Raw genomic sequence first — 21,868 nt, 5'->3', positions numbered from 1 at the left:
GGCTATTTGGATATCATTTATCGATAAATAAATTTTTATAATCTTTTTTTCTCTTCAGATTTACGTTCTTTCTTTGCTTTCTTTTTATTCTTAGAGTTTCCAAACCTGTAAGACAAAGAAAATCTTACATATTGATTTTCTGGATTTTCTCTAAAAATGTGGTTTTGCATAGCATATTTAGATTCTAAAGTGTACTTATTTGTATCAAAAACATCAACTATATACATTGACAAAGTTGCTTTATTTTTAAAAAGCTTTTTCTTCACTCCTATTGACACTTCTCCCATCTCTTTAATATCAAATCCTCCTTGAACTTTTGGTGAAAAATATCTAGCTGTAAGTTCAAGTGATAAATTATGTTCTCTAGAAACCTGAAACTCATTCCATAAATAAGGGTCTATATTAAACCTCTGATTCCTTATTAATTGACTACCATCTATATCTATAAACTCATAAATTTCATTATATAAATTCATATCGAAATACACACCCCAAAAACTAAACACATTAAATGAAGTAGAGAACACTAGTCCTAAAGCTACATTACTATTTAAATTCACTGCTTTGTATTTAAAAACACGTGTTTCATTATCTTGAATAGATAATTGAGTGAAAGGATTTTTTGTATAACTAAAATAACCTGTTAAGAAATATTTATTCTTTAAGCTATAAGTTATATCTATATTATCAGAAAAAGATGGTTGTAAAAAAGGACTTCCTTCTATAGAACTGTAAGGGCTAGTAAAAAACTGAAAAGGATTTAATAATTTAAACTTTGGTCTTTTAATCCTTCTACTATAAGATATTCCTAACGAATTTTTATTTTTTAGTTTATATTGAAAAAATGCAGAAGGAAATAACTCAAAATAATTATTATTTGTAATCTGATTTAATGTTACAGAATTACCTTTTGTTTTAGTATACTCCCCTCTTAAACCTACTTTAACAGAAAAACGATCAAAATCTTTATCATAAGACAAATAAGCAGCATAAGTATTCTCATCATATATAAACTGGTTACTTCTAGTACTATCGAATACTAAATTACCTTGAGCATCTCTATTAAAATAAATTAAATTATTATCTGTTTTTATCGAATTAAACTTAAAACCAGTTTCTAAATTAGAAGTAGAATCAATAGGCTCTATATAATCTAACTTTGACGTATATATATCAATATTTTGCTCGTTATCAGAAATGAAATATTCATTTCTATCAAAGCTATTATCTGGTTTATAAAAATCTGTATTAACTCCTTGTTCTCCTTTTGTTTCATAATCTATATAATCGAAATTAAAAGCTAATGAACGTCCTTTCCTTTTAAACTTTTGATTAAAGTTTACGTTATAAGAAATGTTTTCGGTATCACTATCTGAGTTATTATTATTAATAAAAAAAGACTCTAAATCTTTCTGATCATCAAAAACATCTGTTCTTGTTTTATTAATTGTTTCTCTACGAGGAACAAGATTACCATCTATTTTAATTCCCAATACACTTTTTTCAGATAACTGATAATCTAATAATGTTCTAAAGTTATGAGTGGTATATTCTGTATTTCTATCAGAGTTCTCTTTCCAAAAAGAAGTCGTATTAGTTGTTGAATTTAAAAAATTAATATCACTATTTTCTTTCACATTACTTTTCCCTTTTCCTAAACTGTAATTTGCAGAAATATTGACTTTATTATTCCTATAAACAATATTTGCTCCATTGCTTAATTTTGGGAATATTCCTTGTGTATATCTTGAAAAAACTTCTCCGTTGTACCCTGCCGTTTTTTTCCTTTTTAAAGAAATATTTATTATAGCATTTCCTTCAGCATCATATTTAGCAGGTGGATTTGTAATAACTTCTATTAAATTAATCTCACTAGCAGACATCCCTTCCAACATATTTTTCAGTTCATCTAATGAAAGTTGTACTGGACGCTCATCAATCATTACTAAAACACCAGATTTACCAAAAACCTGCAAAGCCCCTAATGACGAGGCTATTACTCCTGGCGTTTTATTCAACACCTCCCAGGCATTTCCTTCTGAAAGAATTGTATTATTTACATTAAATTCTATCCTATCTATTTTTCTTTTAATTACAGGTTTCTTAGCTGTTACAACAACTTCATCCAAGTTATCCTTACTCTCTTCAAGAATTATAACACCAAAATCATAACCATTATCTATTGAAATTTCTTTTAACCAATCTTTATATCCTAAAAAACTAATTGATAATTTATAACCTCCTCCTTTTACCGATAAACTAAATCTTCCACTTTCATTAGTAATTGTTCCTTTAACAATTTCATTTTTTTGATTAGTTAAGACAACATTAGCAAATTCTATTGCGACATTTGAAGAATTTCTTACAACACCTTTTAACTCTATTGTAGTATTTGAAGAATTCCTTGCAACGCCTTTTAACTCTATTGTAGCATTTGAAGAATTCCTTTCAACATCTTTTAACTCTATTTGTGAATAGGAGGAATAAGAAAAAAGTAAAAGAACAAGAATAGTTCTTGATAGGTTCATATAGTTTTAATTTTCGAATCGTAAATCTATTTTCTTATGGTTATACTTCTACTACACAAAAGTGTAGTTTTTGCTAAAAACTGTTTCTTCAAGAAGTTCTTGGTTAGACACCAAATGTTTATTCTCTTCATAAAACCCTATAAGACCTGTATAAGAAAAGCTTACAGGAACAGTTTCAGAACCCAAGTAATTAATTGACTTACCCACTACTTTAGCTTTTATCCCTAATAAAGACATAACTCTTAATAATTTACTATCACATTCTGCAAAAGCAATATTTTCAATATGACTGCATACAGGAGAAATCGCACAAACCATTAATTTTTTAAACAGATTGACATCTTTTATTCCTTTTTTAATAGCAAACCTACCAATATGCCAGATATCATTAAAAGACTTATCCTCAATAGTTAGTAACGGATTTATTCCAAACAAACTTTGTATTGGTAGTTTGTTTATATAGTTCCATCTTAAAACCCTAATAGCCCCAGTAATTTTTCCTAAATCATCTCTACTAACAAATATTTTGGAATTTTGTATATATTCAATTTCTTCCTCATAGACAGATAAAATATCTTTTTTTAAGCTTTCAAAATCATCTTTTTTTGTGTGATGATTAAAATTTTCTTCAACTATAAACTTTGATAAATTATATACTTCGTTTGTAGTCAATCTTTCTAAATAATTTTTTATAAGTATCATAGTATAATATTTTGATCTCAAAACTATCTAGTTAGCACTTTCAAAGCACTACACTAATTAGTAGAATATTTATGCTCTGTTAATTAAAAAAAGGAGAAGAAAAATTGTTTTGTATGTATTTTTTCACTTCTTTTGGGCATAAGTCCCTTCGAAACTATGAGTAATATTCATGATTTTTTTACATCACGAAATACCGTGACCAACGTATCTGAAAACGAACGTAAGCAAACAGCTAATTATTTAGAAACAATTAAAGCCTTCGCTAGAACTACCTACAAAAGTATTTATGTGATAGACTATCAAAAAAAAGGATTTGAATATGTTTCTGAAAACCCTCTTTTCCTCTGTGGGCACACTGCTGAAGAAGTAAAAGAAATGGGATATCTTTTCTACTTTAACTATGTTATTCCTGAAGATGTAGAATTATTACTTAAAATAAATACAATTGGGTTTGATTTTTATAAAGAAATACCACTAGAAGAAAGGATATATCACTCCATTTCTTATGATTTTCATTTAAAAAATCAAGAAGGTAAAGCGTTATTAATTAATCAGAAACTAACTCCTATTTTTTTAACTGATGAAGGAAAAATATGGAAAGCTATTTGTATTATTTCTCTTTCTAATGAACAAAATTCTGGAAACATTAGGATATACAAAAAAGGAGAAAATAAAATTTTCAAATATGATTTAAAAGGCAATTTTTGGAAAACAGAAGAGAAAATTCAGCTCTCTAACAGAGAAAAGGAAATTTTAAGACTTTCTGTGAGAGGATATACTATTAACGAAATGGCTAAACCCATGTATGTATCTCCAGATACAGTTAAATTTCATAGAAGAAAATTATTTGAAAAATTGGGAGTTACCAATATCTCAGAAGCCATTGTATATGCTACCAACAATAAATTAATCTAATCGGTATTAATAGAGGAAAAATAAAATTCTGGAAATCTTTTATACTCTTTACCTGTTGCAATTTTAAAAAGAAGATGTGTACACATACTAGCAACCATCCAAGAGCCAATAGCTAATTGTGGAGGAGATATTTTCTCTTTTTCATTTAAGTATTCATGTAACACTTCATCTATCCACAACTGTGGTACTCCCCAAAACTTCATGTAGCTAGAAATGTATTCAACTACTCGAAGTTCATTAATTTGCTGTCCGTTTTTTGCAATAGCTTTTAACGATAGCCCCTTAGGAGATATTACAGTTACTAAACCTCCCCAACCTAAATTATATGGGTGTAATACAGGTATATTATTTTGTTGGCAAATCTCATCAAAAATCAATGGAACATCAGAGGTAAAATCTAATGCATTAATAGCTACCTTATGATTAAGAATGTATTCTTCTATGTTTTCTATAGTTAAAAAACTATTATATACATTAATTTTAGCTTCTTTATTTATAGATAATAATCTTTTTTTAATTGCTTCAACCTTACCTATATTAATATCATCTTCTATGTAATTTTGTCTATTCAAATTTGTTTTCTCAACATAATCACCATCTATAATAGTTATATTTTCAAAGCCAAAACGCAAAGCACATTCTGCAATAACACTACCAATTCCAGAGCCACCTAATAAAACAGGGTAATTTTTAATAAATTCTTGTTCTTCTGGTTTTACATATATTCTATTTCTACTGTATCTTGTATCCATTGTAGTAATAATTTATAACAAAATTAATAAGCATCCCATTATTAAACTTTACACAAAAAGGTAGTTCTATATTTTTCCAAAAAAACTATTCAATAATTTAATGCAATAGATCTAGAATTATAGCTATTTAAAATGAGTAGTAAAAAAAATTAAACCACTAAAATATATAAATTAACATAATAAAAACAATTAAAGATATATCAAATTATAAGGATCGTAACACAACCTCTAATTTATTAGTTTTAAAGTGTTAAAAGTATTAAAGCAAATACAAAAATTAGAAAGCAAAAAAAATATACCATTGAAAATTTAGAGTTACTAGATATTAAATGTATTCCTTCGTATTCGAACTTTATTTATTTTTCTCTTTCAAATTATAAAAAAGATTTCTTCAAACAATTAGAGATAAACAACATTGTTGGAACTAAGATTTATGAAGAAGATGGAAAATGGTCTAGAATTACAATTGGAACTATGCAAGAAATGGAGAAGTTTATTAATGCTTTAAAGTAAAATAACTATTAACAACAATGTATAACCACAATTATCGTGGATTCTAAACGTACCTATTAAACCTGAAAAACAATATTTTAACCGTACATTTTTGTGCGGTTTTTTATTTTGTTTTATCTTGGCTACCATTGAATAAGAAGAATAAAATTGCTAAAAACTTCTGCTCATCCTAACAAAAAAGAAGTATAATGGTAAGTTTATTCTGTATGTAAACTAGTTCTATGCAATGTAAAATACCGAAATACAATGAAAAAATATTTAGGAATACTTCTTCTGACTTTCTTTATAATTTCCTGTAAAGGACAATCCAGTTCTAAAATTGAAAGAAAAATTGGTGGACCTTGTCAAGACTGTGAAGCCTTATTGGATTATAAGGCGCTTAATATAACACCAAAATCAACTGATACTCTTCCTGGTTTCAATGAGAACAATCCAAAAATTAAAATAACAGGAACAGTATTTCAAAAAGATGGGAAAACACCCGCTGAAAACATCATACTATACATATATCAAACAGACAGAAATGGAATTTATCAACCAAGTGAAAAACCTATAAGTTGGGAAAAAACTCACGGACAATATCGTGGGTGGTTAAAAACAAGTAACGATGGAAAATTCACTTTTTATACTTTCAAACCTGCGCCTTATCCTAAGATGCAAGAACCTGAACATATTCACATTTATGTAAAAGAACCTAATGCAACACCTTATTACATTGATAGTTATTTTTTTGAAAGTGACCCACTTCTTACAGAAGACAAAAAGCAGTCTCAAAAAAAACGAGGAGGTTCTGGAATTATAAAACTCAAAATGAAAGGTGGAATTTGGACAGCTCACAGAGATTTAATTTTAGGATTGAATATTCCAGAATATGAATAAAAACTGTGCACAACAATGACTATAAATAATTGTTTCTACTCTCCTACTTCTGAAAATCCGTGAGGGTTTTCAGTTTGGTGTGTACTTGCATAGTTAACCGCTAAACTACACAACTACTCATAGCCGAAACCGTTGACTGTCATTGCAACTAACAATTATGCGAAAAACAAAAAACAGATTTAGATAAGTATGAATACAAAATTTGAAGCAGGAATTAACATTGCGATAAAAATTCCTAAAAGTAAATATGATAAAACCGTTGCTTTTTACAGAGACATTCTGAAGTTGGAAGTCGAAGAAAAGCCCATTGACAATCCTACCGTTTCAAAAACACACGAAGTGAAATTCGGAAACAATATAATATGGCTAGACTGTGTGGATAACTATACACATTCAGAAACTTGGTTACAACTTACGGTTCCAGACGTAGAAGTAGCAACAAACTATCTGGAATCAAACGGTGTAGAAACTTGTGATGAACTTGAAGAGCTTCCTGAAAATATGCATTGGATTCAGGATCCGGCAGGAACAGTATTTAACCTGCAAAAAAGAGAAACCAATTAACTTGAACAATAAAACAAACCGTCAACAATATGTATGGCTTATGACGAATTAAGTACTAAAATCAAGAGTTTCGGCTCTTAGTAAAGTTCGTCTAGGAAGGAAAGTGAAGTGTTTCAAAAACCACCACAAGCCATATGTAAAACCATTGTGCATAATGCAAAAAAACACAGTGAATGAACTGAAAACCATAAGAAAATATTACAGGCCGATTCAACCAACAGTTGCGGCTAATGATAACGAAATAAGCTATCAAGAAATTCAACCAAATAAAAAAATTGAAAACTATGTTTATTGCTTTTGGCAACTTAAAACACAGACACCCTTAAACAAAGACTACAATTATCGAGTTGTTTCTGACGGTTGCATTGACATATTTTTTAACCATAAACAACCAGCTGCAAACTTTGTAATGGGATTTTGCCGAAAGTATGTTCAATTCCCTATTGGAAAAGAATTTGATTATATCGGCATTCGTTTTTTACCTTCTGCTTTTCCACTCTTGTTCAATGTCAATGCCAAAACTTTAAGCAATCAATCTCAAGAACTGAATAAAATTTTACCCAATTTTTCTGAGTGGATTAATTCAGAAATAAAACCTTCAGATTCATTTAAAACAATTACAAAAATCCTGAATCAAAAAATAATCGAATTTTCAAAAAATCAAGACATTCATTACGACTACCGCTTTTTAAATTCCTTAAACCTGATTTTTCAAAAAAACGGATATTTAGATACTGAAAAAGACCTTAATACAGGGTTAAGTCCAAGACAACTTCGTCGAATTTTTAATTTCTATATTGGTACAACAGCAAAATCGTTTAGTAATGTTGTACGCTTTCAGCATATTTTAAATGCAAATCCTTCAATACAAAGTCTGAAAGAAAACAAACTGTACTTTGATGTTGGATTTTTCGACCAAGCTCATTTCATTAAAAACTTCAAAACGTTTTACGAAGTAACTCCTTCGGAAGCCTTCCGTTAAGTTTGTCCGATTTTTACAATGTTACGGTTTCTCTTCGTCCTAAATTTACAGCTATAAAAACATTGATAATGAAAAAATTATTACTAATCACATTTCTTTTAACAGTAAGTTGGACGAATGCACAAACAACAAGCAAAATGAAACTTAACGCAGGAATAATTACCGAAGAACTACAGGAAACCAAGAAATTTTACACAGAAGTTCTGAACTTTGGAGTAAGCTTTGAAAACGAATTTTATTTATTGCTTCACACACCAAATCAATCTGCTGAAATTAGCTTTTTACAGCCGAACCACCCAAGCCAAAAGCCTGTTTTTCAATCGGCATTTAATGGAAAAGGAGTTTATTTAACGATTGAAGTTGAGAACGTAGATGAAGTATACAAACAACTAAAAGACAAAGGGGTTCAGATAGAAATTGAAATCCGAGACGAACCTTGGGGAGACCGACATTTTGCAATCAAAGACCCAAACGGAATTGGAATTGATATTGTTACTTACACCAAACCCGAAGAATAAAACACCATGCACAACAATATACAACCACATAAACTTACTTATCAAAGCTGAAAAACACTATTTTAACCGTACATTTTGTACGGTTTTTTATTTTGTCTATATTAGGCATTCTTGAATAAGAAGAAATAAAATTGCTACCATTTCCTTTTTTTATTCCCCTAACAGGGAAGATAGCAACAAGAATAAAAGAACAGTAAAGTAATCTTATACGCCCAAATTAGTCGTATAAGAGCACTAAAAGTATTTATATAAACAAGTTGTAAGCCATTAGAAAATCGAAACAAATATGAGACTAAACAATTTCATCGCAAGTGAAAGCAAACAAATAAGAGAATCCTTCATTGGAGAAGATTCCAACTTACCAGCTTTAACAGAATTATCCAAGACTGATTCTAACCCTAAAAAAGTTAATTCGATATTGATTACTCATATACTTCACACTGCCGTTGAATATGTGAGAACTCTAAATAACATCTACCCCGTAAAAGGAATCGTTGCAGTTCCTTATTCAGCAGATTTAAATGCTGTCGAACAGTTAAAAAAAGAAGGGTTCAACATAATTGTACCTGATTCTGTATCTGATACATTTACGAAATCTGAAGAAATGGCACTAGATTATTTAAATAACAACAAAGAGCCATTGGTAATTCAGGAAGTAGGAGGGTATTTAGCAAAATCAACCAATAAACTTTCGGAGTTTGAACAATTTATTGGGATTGTTGAAGACACTAATAATGGACACTGGAGATATGAGCAAACCGCACCTCATAACTGTCCAATTCTTTCTATGGCTCAAAGCCCCTTAAAGTTTGTTGAAGACACAATCATTGGAGATGCAATAATATACAGCGTAGAAAGGGTTATTAGGGAAGATTATTCAGCAATACTTCAAGGAATGAGAGCTGGCGTCATTGGATTTGGGAAAATTGGACGTTCTAGTGCTGTTGCTCTTAAAGGGCGAGAGTCCGTTGTTTCAATATATGATATAAACCCTTCAAAAAACATGAGTGCTAAAGTGGAAGGATTTTACCCATTTCCTTTAAATCAATTACTCACACAATCTGACTTAATTGTTGGCTGTACAGGTCAAACATCTATCCGATTAGTAGATATGCCTTACATAAAGGAAGGAGCAATTCTAGCAAGCGGTAGCTCAAAAAATATAGAATTTGATTTAGATGGGTTTGCTACAAAATGTAGAGTTGAGAAAATTAATGAGGTAATTACTAGATATACTCGAAATGCTGATAACAAATCATTCTACATACTTAACAATGGGACTCCTATTAATTTTAGAGATAAGAGCATTTTGGGGACAATTCTCGATATGATTTATTGTGAGCTCTTTGTTTGCCTAAGAGAAGTTGTAAATGGAAAAGTTAAAAAAGGTCTGCATAAGTCAGAAGAGTATATTCAAAATGAAGTGTCAAAAGCATGGCTAAGAGCCCACTCACCTACATTTTCTGATGCACCTGAAGATAAAGTTTGGGATTATCCAGAAAGTTTAAAACTTGGATTACCAAAATAACAATTGCTATGAATTCTAATTAATAACTCCAAAATAAATAAAAATGAATGACGAAAATTTAAACCACGAAGAGCATTTTGAATCAATGTATCCTGATGATATTGCTGATTTACTTGTCCCAGAAATTAAAGAGTTTCACGCTTTTGTAAAGGAAAACGAGAATGTAATTAGTCTATGTTCTTCTCCAATTAAGTTACTTGGAGATATCAACTATCCTTATACTTGTTACAGAGTAAGCGGACAGTCAAACGCCTGTAAGCTCACTTCACCAAGTGATTTACCTTCTGAAATCAAAGGGATTTATAAAGTTGATTATGGATTAACCAATGTATATGCAGAAGAAAGCACTTTGTTGAAAGGAGTTCAGGCATGTGTTTATTCTCATTTTGGGAAAAGTGGAACCGTAACAGTTTCTGGAATGAGTTCTATGCGATTTAATAGAACCAGACCCTCCACACCAACTAGCCAACATAACAAAGGACGAGCATTTGATGTCAAATTACAAGGAAGGATGATGTCAAATGGAAGCAACTATGACCAAATGGCTTGCGCTTATCTGTGTCTATATTGTGTTGAATCTGGTGCGACAAAAGTATTTTTCAGCGACCAAGCGGTAGTTGATGCTGTTAATAAAGCCACTGGAAAGAATGTTTGCCGTCAAATTTCTGGTCACAAAAATCATATTCATATGGACTGTAGATAAAAACGGCTTACAACAATGTGTATAAAAAATAGGCGATTCAATAGTAAAATCAAGGAGTTTAGATTATTACAGCCTACATCTAATCATTGAAAATGAAGTGCTACGAAATCGCCTACTTTTCATACACCAAACGTTGTGAGCAATACGGTACGATATACAAACAAACACCAATTTTCAATAACAAACTATGGGAAAAGAAGAAAATAAGAAAGAAATTAATTGGTTCGTCCGAATCGCTTTAATCCTTTTAGCTGGACTAATATTTACAATGGTAATTTTTAAGTTCTTCTATAATGAACCCATTTCAGACATTTCTGCTGGACTGATTATTCTAATCGCCTTTCTGCTGATTTTAGCTCTTTCAGAATCTTTTGACAATTTTTCAATTGGAAAAGTAATCTCACTATCCCGTGAAATAAAAAAGAAAGAAGAAAAAATAACAAAGGTCGAAACCGAAAAAAAAGAGCTTCTAAACCAACTAATAAGTCTAACTAATAATGTAAGTCAAAGACAAAGTAACACTAATATTTACGGTCTTCCTTCTGATTTTTCAAAGCATTTTGGTGTCCACAAAGCAAGTGAAGAAGAAAAAGAAGAAAATGAAAAAGAAATCGATGAAATTCAGACCAATGTTACTGCACGAAAAAGACTTGATTACAGAAAAATTGAAGAATATGCTTTAGATAGGTATGTTGAGGAAAATGATGTTGACATTTCAAAAATGTTTAAAGAAGTTAAACTAAAAGAGTTTGACGGAATTGACCCAATTAGTGATTCTAGTCCAATTTATGATGGTTATATAAAAGAAGTTGATAAAGAAATATTCTTGGAAATTAGACCTGGTAACTTTATTTCACCAATGTTTACGGATAGACTTTATAAAATGTTAAGTAAAATTCATCATTATCGTCAATTAAGGAAAACAAATGCAATTCTGATTTTAGTTATTGTAGAAATTCCAAACGAGCAGAATGAAAGGCATATTAGATATTTAAATAGAATTTGGGAAGATTTCTCACCTGCTTTGAACACAGGTTTATTGAAAATTAAAAGAATGAAGATAGACGAAAAACAGGCTGATAAATTCTATATATAAGATAAAAGTACTGCTCACAACACAGTGTATAATTAATGGCTAGTTCTCGCTTACTTACGAAAATCCTCTCGGATTTTCTATTAGGTTTGTATTTGCTAAATTAGGTACTTAAACACGCCACTAATCATACACAAGACCGTTACCAATAATACGAACAAATGACAAAACAAATTTTTACAATTATAATTCTATTGACATTTTTCAATAGTAAAGCCCAAAATCTATTCTCTGAACAATTTGATGATTGCCATCAAGCAAGATTTAGTTTTTGTCTTGATTGTGGAGAGACTAAAGCCCAATCTGAATCAGATATAAATGAATACTTTAAAAAACATCTGACCGATTTTTCTCCAAAATTAAGAGGGAAAGTTTTTGTACAAGTCATAGTTGACTCGATAGGAAATCAATGTGTAAAGAGCCTTCAGTCAAAAACTAACAAAAGCATAAAAAAACTTGAACTAAAAGACAAGATTAATTCAATGTCCAATTGGAAACCTGCTATATGTAAAGGAAAAGAAAGAAGTGCAACAGTGGTTTTGGAGTTCTTATTTAATAATGGACAGGTAGAGACAAAATACAAACGATTTGACACAAAAAATCAGTCAAATATGAAATCTGTCGGACCAGTTGAGATTGATAGAAAAAGAAAATATAAAAATAAGCTTGACTCTAATTCATTTGAAGTATTTACAACTCAAAATTCTATTGTCCCTTGGGATATGTCAAGAGCAATTATAAGTGAGCAAAATGGTGTTATATGGTACGGAACAGATAATGGAATTGTAAAAGTAGAAAATGGAAATATGACTTTGTTCGGTTCAAAAAACACACCAATCAAAGCAACGCCATACAACAAGAATAAATTGCAATCCATTATGCATTCTGCAATTGACAGTGAAGGAAACAAATGGTTTGTTGGAGGAAAATCAGCTTATAAATATAATGATGAAAATTGGCAAGTTTTTGATACTATAAACTCACCTTTACGTTGGACAACTAAAATTTATGCTGACAAAATTGGTAATGTTTGGTTTCCTTCTTCAAAAGGGTTGATAAAATATGATGGAAAAAATTGGTCTGTTATGGACACTACTAATTCGAAACTTCCTTCAAATCGAGTTATGGGAGTTTTTCTTGATAGCAAAAGTCGCTTATGGATAGGAACGAATAAAGGAAATATCAGAATTGATGGTGAAAAAGTAATTGAATTTAAAGATGGTTCACCATTATCTACTTCAACTTTAACCAAAGGTTTTGAAGATTCAACTGGAACAATTTGGTTCTCTTTGTACGAGAAATTTCCTCAAACCAAAGGTTTTGCCAAATTTAAAACAGATGGAACTTGGGAAATAATAAACACAGATAATTCGGACATGCCACGAAATGACGTATTGGACTTTGCCATAGATGAAAAAAATAATAGAATTTGGTTAAGCCTAAATCGAGTCGGAATTTCAATGTTTGATGGAGAGAATTGGCAAACCTTCACACCTGAAAATTCTAAAGTGCCAAGTACTTATGTTCAACGAATGACTTTAGATAATAAAGGTAATTTATGGTGTGCGACTTTCGCTGGACTATTAAAAATAAAAATAGAATAAAATAAAGTACTACTGATAACAATGGCTGTAAGTAATTGCTTGTTCTCGCCTACTTCTGAAAATCCTCGCGGATTTTCTACTCAATTTATACTTACTAAATTTGTTACTTAACCACACAACTACTAATAAAAAACTAGAACTAAAAACAGAAATATGATACCAATAAATGATTTATTACTATTTGGATTAGCGGCATTGATAATGGTAATTTCTCCTGGTCCGAATATGATTTATTTAATCTCAAGGTCTTTGTCACAAGGAAAAAAAGCTGGAATCATCTCTCTTTTTGGTGTAATGTGCGGATTTTTATTCCATATATTGATGGTGTCTTTTGGACTTACTGCAATATTTTTTGCCATCCCTTATGCCTTTGTCGTGGTTAAATTTCTTGGAGTAGGCTACTTATTATACTTAGCCTATAACACTATAAAATACAAAAACAAAATATTTGACGCTGACCAAAACCTGAAATCGGACAAACCTCTTAAACTCTTTAATATTGGACTTCTGACAAATATCCTAAATCCCAAAATGGCAGTATTTTATCTATCATTTTTTCCTCAATTTATAAAACCTGAATATGGTTCTATCTTAGGTCAAAGTTTTCAACTCGGAATTATACAAATAATAATAAGTTTTTCAGTTAATTTTCTAATTGTTATATCAGCTGCTAAAATGGCTAGTTGGTTCTCGAAAAAGCCAATTTGGTTAAGAATACAGAAGTGGTTTATGACTTCTGTATTGACTGGACTCGCTATGAAAATGGCATTGGCAAAAGCGAAATAAAAACCATATACAAACCATTAGTAAAATGTCAAGTGAAAAAATAATTTCTGAAATTAAACAAATCTCCTCTTCCGAAACTTTACAGATTCGACACAAAGTTATGTGGCCAAATAAGCCGATAGAATATGTTAAATTACCAAATGATGAAAATGCGAGACATTTTGGTTTATTTATAAATGGAGAACTGACATCTATAATTTCCTTATTTGCTGAGAATAATGTGGTACAATTCAGAAAATTTGCAACGTTAATTGAATATCAAGGATTAGGATACGGAACAATTCTATTAAAAAGTATAATCGATTTATTAGAGAAAAAAGGAATTAAAAAATTATGGTGTAATGCTCGAGTAGAAAAATCAAAATTCTATGAGAAATTCAACTTAAAACCTACAGATAAAAAATTTGAGAAAGATGGAATTGATTATGTCATTATGGAAAAAACCTTTGCTAACAATGGCTAAAAAAAATGCTGCATTTAATGATTAGAGAAATCTGAAAAACATATAAATGAAATAAAATGTATCACCCGAGACTATATGGAGAATTTTACGACATGGGCTTAAAGTATGGTAAACTACTGTATGAAAAAGCAAATTTCGTCATTCCGACAATCAGCAAACAAAAAATGAATTTTGGACTTGAATCCTATCAAGACTTAAAATTATTTTTCCCTGAAGTTATTGAAGAGATTGAAGGTTTTGCAAAAGGAATTAATGACAAACCTGAAAAGTTAGGTGCATTTTTATTGAGCCTTGGTGTTTTCAATCCGACTGGACAATGTAGTGTGTTTGCTTTCAAAAACAGCAATGACACGATAATCGGGCGGAATTATGATATGCTTTTCAATTTTAAAAAATTTACGGAAAGTAGTCTGATAGCGCCAAAAAACAAATACTCGTACATCAGCCAATCAGACGTTTTTATAGGTCGCTCAGACGGAATTAACGAAAAAGGATTATCTGTTGCAATGTCATTCGTTAATGGAACTGAAATCCAAACGGGTATTAGCTTCCATTTTATTGTAAGGAAAATTTTAGAAGATTGTAAAAACACAAAACAAGCGATAGAATTAATTGAAAAAGCCAAAGTTTCAACTGCGAACAATTTTTTGATTGCAGACAAAAATGGAGAAATCGTAGTTGTGGAATCAGCACCACAAAAAAGCAACGTAAGACGACCTAAGAAAAATGAACAATTCATTTACATAACAAACGAATTTAAATCAGAAGAAATGCAACCGTACGACCGTGGTGGAGTCGAATGGAGTAAAAGTGCAGAAAGATATAACGGACTGAAAAACAATTTAAAATCCGTTAAGCAAATGGATTTAGAAAAAGCCAAAGAGATTCTTTCTGACAAGTGCGTGTGTTTGAATTTAAAGAAAGAAAAATTTGGTACAATTTGGTCAGTAGTTGCAAATTTGAACGATTTGAAGATTGAACGAGCAGAAACTAAACCGACAGTAAGGAATTATAAACCAGAAACAAGACTTGATTGGTGGATGAAAAAAAGTGCTCCATAATATGGTGCACAAGCTAAAAAAATTGAGCATGAAACAAAACATCACACTTCTCATTTTAATATTTATTATTTCAAGTTGTTCTGCACAAGAGAACTTTAAAAAATATTACCAACAGGTAAACAATATATAATCGTAATTACAACGAATTAGACTACACCTGAATCCATTCATTAATTACTTAGTTTAGTTTTTTTAAATTAAAAACGTAAATTTAAAACCGCAACTAATAATTACACAAGACGTTAGCAACCAAAATAGCTATAATGGAAAAATCAGAAATCAAAAAAAATCCAGGATTTTTAGAATACGTTTTAAGCCTTAATGGCGATATTGAACTCAACGAGGCTTTTGAACTAAGTTTAGCGAAAATTAATGAATTGGATATTGCTAAATTAAAGAGAATTGGTTTAAAAACATATGAAAAAGATAAATGGTCTATTCATAAAATACTACAGCATTTGATAGATTGGGAAAGGATTTGGTGCTATCGTTCTATACTTTTTGCTCGTAATGAAGGACATATTCCTGAAGCACTCGATCAGGAAATAATGGGTAAAAACTCAAATGCAGATGAATTGACAATTGAACAATTGATAAATGAACTTCGAATTGTACGTCAATCAACCATTATGATGTTTAAGTCTTTTAATCGAAATATTCTCGAAACAAATTGTGTCTTTTTTGAATACGAAATGCCTCTATACACAATTGGTCTGACAATAACGGCACATCAAATTCATCATTTCAACATTATAAAAGAAAGATATTTTCCGCTAGATAAATAAAGAATTAACAAATCAATTAATCTTATTGCTAACAATGACTGTAAATATTTGCTTGTTCTCGCCTACTTCTTAAAATTCTTGCGGATTCTCATGTAACGAAACCATAGCCAAAACCTTTGCCGTTTTACTTAATATTGAAATATGAAATACTTAAGAATAATAATCATACTATCTATAATCACTAGTTGTTCAAAAAAAATAGAGAGAAAACAAATTCAGCGACTAGATGGCTCATCAATAACAAGAGTTAAATTAGACTCTAGTTTTAAAACCCTTGTTGATATAGCAAATGTTACAGGGTTAACAGTTACCATTTTTAACCAAGATACTGTTACTTATCAAAAAGCATTTGGCTACTCAAACCTTACTGAAAAAGACAGCTTAAGTATTCACCATGTGTTTTATGGAGCTTCATTAAGTAAAGCTGTTTTTGGTTATTTAGTGACACAACTGGCTAATGAGGGAATTATTGATTTAGATAGGCCACTGCAAGAATATTTTGACGTTCCTATTCCTGAATTGCAACTTGAAAAAGAATGGAGAGGTTTTAAAAATCTTGCTAACGATGAACGGTATAAGAAAATAACTGCACGAATGTGTTTATCACATACTACAGGTTTTCCTAATTGGAGATGGTTAAGTAGAACTGGAAAGTTTACTCCAGAAGGAGATATCTTATTTTTCTTTGATCCCGGAACTGAATACGGCTATTCTGGAGAAGGAATGATGTTATTACAATATGCTATAGAGAATATGACAGGAAAAGGATTGGAACAGTTGGCTAAAGAACATGTTTTTAATCCTTTAAAAATGGGTATGACCAGCTATTTATGGCAAAAACGCTTTGAAAACAACTATTGCAATGGGCATACAAAAAAACAAAATGTAATTGATATAGATAAGGCAGATGAAACAACAGCTGCAGGCTCTATGTCTACAACACCCGTAGATTACTCGAAATTCTTAGCCAAAATACTTGATTTATACGCTAACAATTCTTCTGTTACCCAATTGATGTTTTCACCCAATATTCGGATTAATTCAAAAAAGCAATTCGGACCACTTTCATTAGAAAAAACAAACGAAAATGATAGTATCGATTTGAATTATGGTTTGGGATGGGGTATTTTAACATCACCATATGGTCACGGATATTTTAAAGAAGGACACGGAGAAGGTTTTCAACACTATTCAATTCTTTTTCCAGAAAAACATATTGGAATTCTCATAATGTCGAATAGCGATAATGCAGAAAGTATTTTTAAAGAAGTTCTTAAAATAGGAATCGGAGATATTTACACGCCTTGGTACTGGGAAGACTACATTCCTTATGATAATATAAAATAAAAAATATGCTTGGACTAAGAACAACAATTTATAAAGTTGGAAATATTGAAAAAGCTACGGAATGGTACTCAAAAGCCTTTGGTACAAAACCGTACTTTCAAGAACCCTATTATGTTGGGTTCGACATTGGAGGCTATGAATTAGGTCTTCAACCAGAAGATAACCCGACAACCGATAAGATTGAAAGTGTTATTTCTTATTGGGGAGTGGATAAAATTCAAGAAACGTACGACCGATTGGTTAAAATGGGGGCAACCGAAAACGAAAAACCTTATAATGTTGGAGGAGAATTAATGACCGCAACCGTTAAAGATCCTTTTGGAAATATAATCGGACTGATTTATAATCCGTATTTTAAATTAAAGGAATAAAAAATGGTTTGTGAAAGGAAAAAGCACATTCTAAACAAAAGTACTTGCAAAGTCAAGTGCGCCCCTACTCAACCATTCTCATAGCCGAGATTGTTGACAAAAAACTACTTAAAATAAATAGTTGAAATGAAAGAATTTAAAGCTAAAATTGAAATTATAGGAATTAACCCTTTCGTTTTTGTCCCAGATTACATTTTGAATTATATTTTTGAAAAGGCTGGAAAAGATAAAGGAAAGATTCCTATTCGTATCAAAGTTGAAGGAAACGAATTTGAGCAAACTCTGATAAAATACAGTGGTCATTGGCGACTTTATTTAAACACTCCAATGAGGAAATCTGCAAAAAAAGAAGTTGGAGAAATAGTAAGAATTGAAATCGAATTTGACCCGAACGAAAGAAAAATACCCTTTCATCCAAAATTTAGAAAGGCGTTGAACGAAAATGAAAAAGCAAGAAAGATATTCGATCATTTAACTCCTTCTCTACAAAAAGAAATATTGAGGTATTTATCATTTCTGAAAACAGAAAAAAGTATTGATAGAAATGTAGAACGAGCTATCGAATTTCTGCTGGGAAATACCAGATTTATTGGGCGAGACAAACCGTAAATAACTAAAAAACAAAAAAAATGGCACTAACAAAATTAGCAACAAACTATACTGATTATAATTTTTGGAACACTCAAAAATTCACCAAATGGCTTTCAACAAAACCGGATGAGATTCTTACTAAAGAAGTTCCTTCAAGTTTTTCGACCATTCTCAAAACCATTAAACATATTTCAGATACTGAAGAGTATTGGTATTCCATTCTAGCAGAAGAACCTAAAACAAATAATGAACAGAAAGTTGAGGATTTAAGTACAGAACAAATAATGGACGGATGGCTGAAAAGTTCTCAACGTTTATCTGAATTAATCCATTCCTTTTCAGAAAAAGACCTTATGAAGTTGGTTAAAATCGAAAGCCCTTGGTTTCAATGTGAACTTCCGAAATATGAATATTTGATGCAAGTAATTAATCACGGTACTTATCATAGAGGGCAAATAGTAACTATTGGCAGAAATGTTGGAATTACCGATGCTACCAATACAGATTATAATTTTTATAATGTAGTTAAACAATCAGAACAAAAGGAATAAGAGCAGTTACCTATCTCGTTGGTTATGTCTCTAAAATTGACTAAAAAACTTAATTAAAAATTGGAAATCAAATCACACAACTAATTTTCTGAAATAAAAATATGCAGTAATACTGTATAAAATTAATTGCTAAATTAGGGGTAATCTATAAAATTAAACCATGTACGAAAAAAGAACAGAAACTCCTATTAACAAAAAAAGATTCTATATCAGGCTATTAAAACACTTTTGGGGGATCTTACTGCTGATTCTCTTTTCACTTTTAATTGGAATTTTAGGATTTACGACTTTTGAAAACTTAACGTTAAGCGAATCTTTTTTACATTCATCTATCATGTTATCAGGCTTAGGACTTATTGAAAAGCCAAGTTCTCAAAACGGACATATTTTTGCAGGTATCTATGGGCTTTATGCTGGATTGGTATTTATAGCTTCTTTGGGAATATTAATGAGTCCTATCATTCACCGAATTATACATAAGTTTCATTGGGATGAAAATAAATAAGGTGTTTGTCGTTAGTACTCACTCTTTTGATCACTGTATTTTGTGTGATTTTTTATTTATATTAGAGACTTAAATAAAAGAATAAAATTGCTAAAAACTTCTGCTTATACCGCCATAAAAGGAATATAACAGGAAGTTTATTCTGTATATAAACAAGTTGGCATTAATATAAAAAACAACCGAACTAATAAAGAAATATGATTCAATCACCAAGAGGAATGACAATAATGGAGGCATATGAATTACATCGTAAAAATATGCTTTTGGTTAACAGACGATATCAACGAAAATTAGTTTGGACAATAAATGAAAAACAAAAATTAATAGATTCTATACTTTCAAAGTATCCTGTTCCTCTAATTTTGTTAGCTTCTGTAGAAGATGGAAAATTTGAAATAATTGATGGAATGCAAAGGCTAAATGCTTTCTTTGGGTTTATAGAGAATCAATTTCCAATTATTCGAGAAGGAAAAGAAATTTTCTTTAATGTAAAGGACTATACATTTGCTCAATCACAAGCTGACAAAGGAGTTTTTAAAAGTAAAACAGGAGTAGATTTCATAACGCAAGACGAAGTATCTTCTTTTATATCTTATCCTTTTCCTGCTACTATTTTCAAATCGAATAGTTATGATGATATTAATGAAACCTTTCGAAGAATTAATGCAAGTGGACGACACTTATCACCTCAAGAAGTTAGACAAGCAGGAAATACCTCTAAATTTTCGTCAATTATTAGAACATTAGCTTCTGAAATACGAGGAGATGCTTCCAAAGATGTCTTATTGTTAGCAGAAATGCCAGAAATTAGTATTGATTCTAAACAATCTTCATTTGGTTATGGTATTTCAGCAGAAAACACTTTTTGGTGTAAACACGGAGTTTTACGAGTTTCTGACCTTCGAGAAAGTGAAGACGAGCAATTCATTGCTGATATTGTATTATCCATATTGCTAGGGAGTCCATTTCCTGCGAATAAAAAAGAATTTGACAATTATTATGGAATTGGAGAAAAAGATAAATCAAGCGAAATAGAACTAAAATTAAACGCTATTGGATTTGATAACATCAGTCAGGATATTAAAATAGTTATATCTGAGTTATTCAACTTTGCCGACCATCAAATTGAAGGAGCACGACTTAAAAACATTTTAAACCCTTCAGCTGGAGGAAATCCAGTAAAAGAGGCTTTTTATACTTTATTTATGGCATTTTATGATTTAATGATAAATCAAAATATGCATCCTTTTGATTATAAAAACATTAAAAAAGCAATAGATAATTTACATAAAAAACTTCCAAAAGGAAAAGGAAATTATACCACTAGCGCTGGCAGATTAGAAAATATTAAAATATGTAAAGCTCTAATTATTGACTATTTTAAAAAATCAAAATTAACCTTTAGAAGTGCATCTACTTATACAATTGACTTTCAAGTATATTTAATGCGTTCAAAAGTAGAAAGTGCTGTCTATGATTTCAAACAAGGTCTATACTCTCTTAATCCAAAAGAACGCAAATTTGAGGAAAAGGTTTTTGAAAATAAGATTCTAAAAAACATTGCTGCTTTAGCGAATCTTGGCAAAGAAAAAACAGGATATTTATTTCTTGGTGTTACAGATGAAGAATCTGACACTCTTCAAGTGGAGAAATTAGATTTACTAAAAAATGTTCCTAGATACAATGGATTTGGAATTGTTGGACTAGAAAGAGAAGCAATACTTAAAGGAGTTAGTTTAGATGACTATATCAGTTTCATAACAAAGAAAATTTCAGATAGTTCACTACCAAGTGATTTGCGAACTAAAATTTCTAAATCAATTACACCGATTACTTATCACGGAATGACTATTTTAATGATAGAAGTTCAATGTGGAGTTGAACCAATTTACTTTAATGATAAAATGTATCAAAGAGATGGAGCAAATTGTGTAGAAGTGAAAGGAGCCAAACAAGGAGAAATATTTAAACTTTTTAATTAAAATACTAATGCCAACACCGTGTATAATTAATGGCTTGGTTATCGCCTACTTACGAAAATCCTCGCGGATTTTCTATTCAGTTTTTATTTGCTAAATTAGGTGCTTAAACACGCCACTAATCATACACAAAACCGTTATCTGTAAT

The 21,868-nt window shown here is 30.6% G+C and carries 23 protein-coding genes; 20 read left to right on the top strand and 3 right to left on the bottom strand.

Translation table 11 applies throughout. The features are described 5' to 3' along the window. Positions 1 to 35: 35 nt before the first annotated feature. Together DFQ07_RS09080 and DFQ07_RS09075 are read right to left on the bottom strand one after the other, a co-directional pair. A complete protein-coding gene (locus DFQ07_RS09080) occupies positions 36 to 2,528 on the bottom strand; it encodes an outer membrane beta-barrel protein (protein WP_133536051.1) in 2,493 nt (830 codons plus the stop codon). A gap of 51 nt (positions 2,529 to 2,579) precedes the next feature. Continuing rightward, the gene (locus tag DFQ07_RS09075) at positions 2,580 to 3,230 is read right to left on the bottom strand and encodes a hypothetical protein (RefSeq protein WP_133536049.1); all 651 of its coding nucleotides are present in this window, start codon (positions 3,228 to 3,230) and stop codon (positions 2,580 to 2,582) included. 156 nt (positions 3,231 to 3,386) lie between these two features. Between DFQ07_RS09075 and DFQ07_RS09070 the strand changes: the two genes are divergently transcribed. After that, the gene (locus DFQ07_RS09070; protein ID WP_133536047.1) at positions 3,387 to 4,145 is read left to right on the top strand and encodes a response regulator transcription factor; all 759 of its coding nucleotides are present in this window, start codon (positions 3,387 to 3,389) and stop codon (positions 4,143 to 4,145) included. Here the strand turns inward: DFQ07_RS09070 and DFQ07_RS09065 are convergent. Beyond that, on the bottom strand, positions 4,142 to 4,897 hold the full coding sequence (locus DFQ07_RS09065) for a ThiF family adenylyltransferase (RefSeq protein WP_133536045.1): 756 nt from the start codon (positions 4,895 to 4,897) through the stop codon (positions 4,142 to 4,144). The two genes, DFQ07_RS09070 and DFQ07_RS09065, sit on opposite strands and share 4 nt — an antisense overlap. Positions 4,898 to 5,155: 258 nt before the next feature. Between DFQ07_RS09065 and DFQ07_RS09060 the strand changes: the two genes are divergently transcribed. The 19 genes from DFQ07_RS09060 (at position 5,156) to DFQ07_RS08975 (ending at position 21,723) form a co-directional block, all read left to right on the top strand. Beyond that, positions 5,156 to 5,410 (top strand): aminotransferase class I/II-fold pyridoxal phosphate-dependent enzyme, encoded by a 255-nt coding sequence (locus DFQ07_RS09060; RefSeq protein ID WP_133536765.1) that lies wholly within the window; start codon positions 5,156 to 5,158, stop codon positions 5,408 to 5,410. Between the two features lie 246 nt (positions 5,411 to 5,656). Continuing rightward, positions 5,657 to 6,289, top strand: a complete 633-nt coding sequence (locus tag DFQ07_RS09055; RefSeq protein ID WP_133536044.1) for a dioxygenase family protein — start codon at positions 5,657 to 5,659, stop codon at positions 6,287 to 6,289. Positions 6,290 to 6,478: 189 nt separating this feature from the next. After that, positions 6,479 to 6,853 (top strand): VOC family protein, encoded by a 375-nt coding sequence (locus tag DFQ07_RS09050; protein WP_133536042.1) that lies wholly within the window; start codon positions 6,479 to 6,481, stop codon positions 6,851 to 6,853. 154 nt (positions 6,854 to 7,007) lie between these two features. After that, positions 7,008 to 7,835, top strand: a complete 828-nt coding sequence (locus DFQ07_RS09045) for an AraC family transcriptional regulator (RefSeq protein WP_133536041.1) — start codon at positions 7,008 to 7,010, stop codon at positions 7,833 to 7,835. Between the two features lie 137 nt (positions 7,836 to 7,972). Further along, entirely contained in the window at positions 7,973 to 8,353 is a 381-nt protein-coding gene (locus DFQ07_RS09040; RefSeq protein WP_133536763.1) for a VOC family protein, read from the top strand. A gap of 454 nt (positions 8,354 to 8,807) precedes the next feature. Then, a complete protein-coding gene (locus DFQ07_RS09035) occupies positions 8,808 to 9,881 on the top strand; it encodes an NAD(P)-dependent oxidoreductase (protein ID WP_166627758.1) in 1,074 nt (357 codons plus the stop codon). A 43-nt stretch (positions 9,882 to 9,924) separates the two neighbouring features. Continuing rightward, the gene (locus DFQ07_RS09030) at positions 9,925 to 10,584 is read left to right on the top strand and encodes a hypothetical protein (protein ID WP_133536039.1); all 660 of its coding nucleotides are present in this window, start codon (positions 9,925 to 9,927) and stop codon (positions 10,582 to 10,584) included. A 187-nt stretch (positions 10,585 to 10,771) separates the two neighbouring features. Continuing rightward, on the top strand, positions 10,772 to 11,680 hold the full coding sequence (locus DFQ07_RS09025; protein ID WP_133536037.1) for a hypothetical protein: 909 nt from the start codon (positions 10,772 to 10,774) through the stop codon (positions 11,678 to 11,680). A gap of 158 nt (positions 11,681 to 11,838) precedes the next feature. After that, complete coding sequence (locus tag DFQ07_RS09020; RefSeq protein ID WP_133536035.1) at positions 11,839 to 13,281, top strand: ligand-binding sensor domain-containing protein; 1,443 nt, start codon at positions 11,839 to 11,841, stop codon at positions 13,279 to 13,281. Positions 13,282 to 13,434: 153 nt separating this feature from the next. Beyond that, positions 13,435 to 14,067 carry a LysE family translocator gene (locus DFQ07_RS09015; protein ID WP_133536033.1) on the top strand — a complete coding sequence of 211 codons (633 nt, stop codon included), beginning with the start codon at positions 13,435 to 13,437 and terminating at the stop codon, positions 14,065 to 14,067. A 25-nt stretch (positions 14,068 to 14,092) separates the two neighbouring features. Next, positions 14,093 to 14,530, top strand: a complete 438-nt coding sequence (locus DFQ07_RS09010) for a GNAT family N-acetyltransferase (protein ID WP_133536032.1) — start codon at positions 14,093 to 14,095, stop codon at positions 14,528 to 14,530. A 56-nt stretch (positions 14,531 to 14,586) separates the two neighbouring features. Further along, on the top strand, positions 14,587 to 15,591 hold the full coding sequence (locus tag DFQ07_RS09005; RefSeq protein ID WP_133536030.1) for a C45 family autoproteolytic acyltransferase/hydolase: 1,005 nt from the start codon (positions 14,587 to 14,589) through the stop codon (positions 15,589 to 15,591). 263 nt (positions 15,592 to 15,854) lie between these two features. After that, positions 15,855 to 16,376, top strand: a complete 522-nt coding sequence (locus tag DFQ07_RS09000; protein WP_133536028.1) for a DinB family protein — start codon at positions 15,855 to 15,857, stop codon at positions 16,374 to 16,376. 141 nt (positions 16,377 to 16,517) lie between these two features. Then, positions 16,518 to 17,723 (top strand): serine hydrolase domain-containing protein, encoded by a 1,206-nt coding sequence (locus tag DFQ07_RS08995; protein WP_133536027.1) that lies wholly within the window; start codon positions 16,518 to 16,520, stop codon positions 17,721 to 17,723. Between the two features lie 5 nt (positions 17,724 to 17,728). After that, positions 17,729 to 18,094 carry a VOC family protein gene (locus tag DFQ07_RS08990; RefSeq protein WP_133536025.1) on the top strand — a complete coding sequence of 122 codons (366 nt, stop codon included), beginning with the start codon at positions 17,729 to 17,731 and terminating at the stop codon, positions 18,092 to 18,094. A gap of 126 nt (positions 18,095 to 18,220) precedes the next feature. After that, a complete protein-coding gene (locus DFQ07_RS08985) occupies positions 18,221 to 18,703 on the top strand; it encodes a YdeI/OmpD-associated family protein (protein WP_133536023.1) in 483 nt (160 codons plus the stop codon). A gap of 20 nt (positions 18,704 to 18,723) precedes the next feature. Then, positions 18,724 to 19,236, top strand: a complete 513-nt coding sequence (locus DFQ07_RS08980) for a DinB family protein (RefSeq protein WP_133536021.1) — start codon at positions 18,724 to 18,726, stop codon at positions 19,234 to 19,236. Positions 19,237 to 19,570: 334 nt separating this feature from the next. Beyond that, positions 19,571 to 19,741 carry a hypothetical protein gene (locus DFQ07_RS15585; protein ID WP_166627757.1) on the top strand — a complete coding sequence of 57 codons (171 nt, stop codon included), beginning with the start codon at positions 19,571 to 19,573 and terminating at the stop codon, positions 19,739 to 19,741. 197 nt (positions 19,742 to 19,938) lie between these two features. Further along, on the top strand, positions 19,939 to 21,723 hold the full coding sequence (locus DFQ07_RS08975; protein ID WP_133536019.1) for a GmrSD restriction endonuclease domain-containing protein: 1,785 nt from the start codon (positions 19,939 to 19,941) through the stop codon (positions 21,721 to 21,723). The last annotated feature ends 145 nt before the right edge of the window (positions 21,724 to 21,868 follow it).

The organism is Tenacibaculum caenipelagi (genome assembly GCF_004363005.1).
In the GTDB taxonomy this organism is placed as follows: domain Bacteria; phylum Bacteroidota; class Bacteroidia; order Flavobacteriales; family Flavobacteriaceae; genus Polaribacter; species Polaribacter caenipelagi.
The sequence above is the reverse complement of the archived record's forward strand: the minus strand, read 5'-3'. Positions and strand labels throughout refer to the sequence as shown.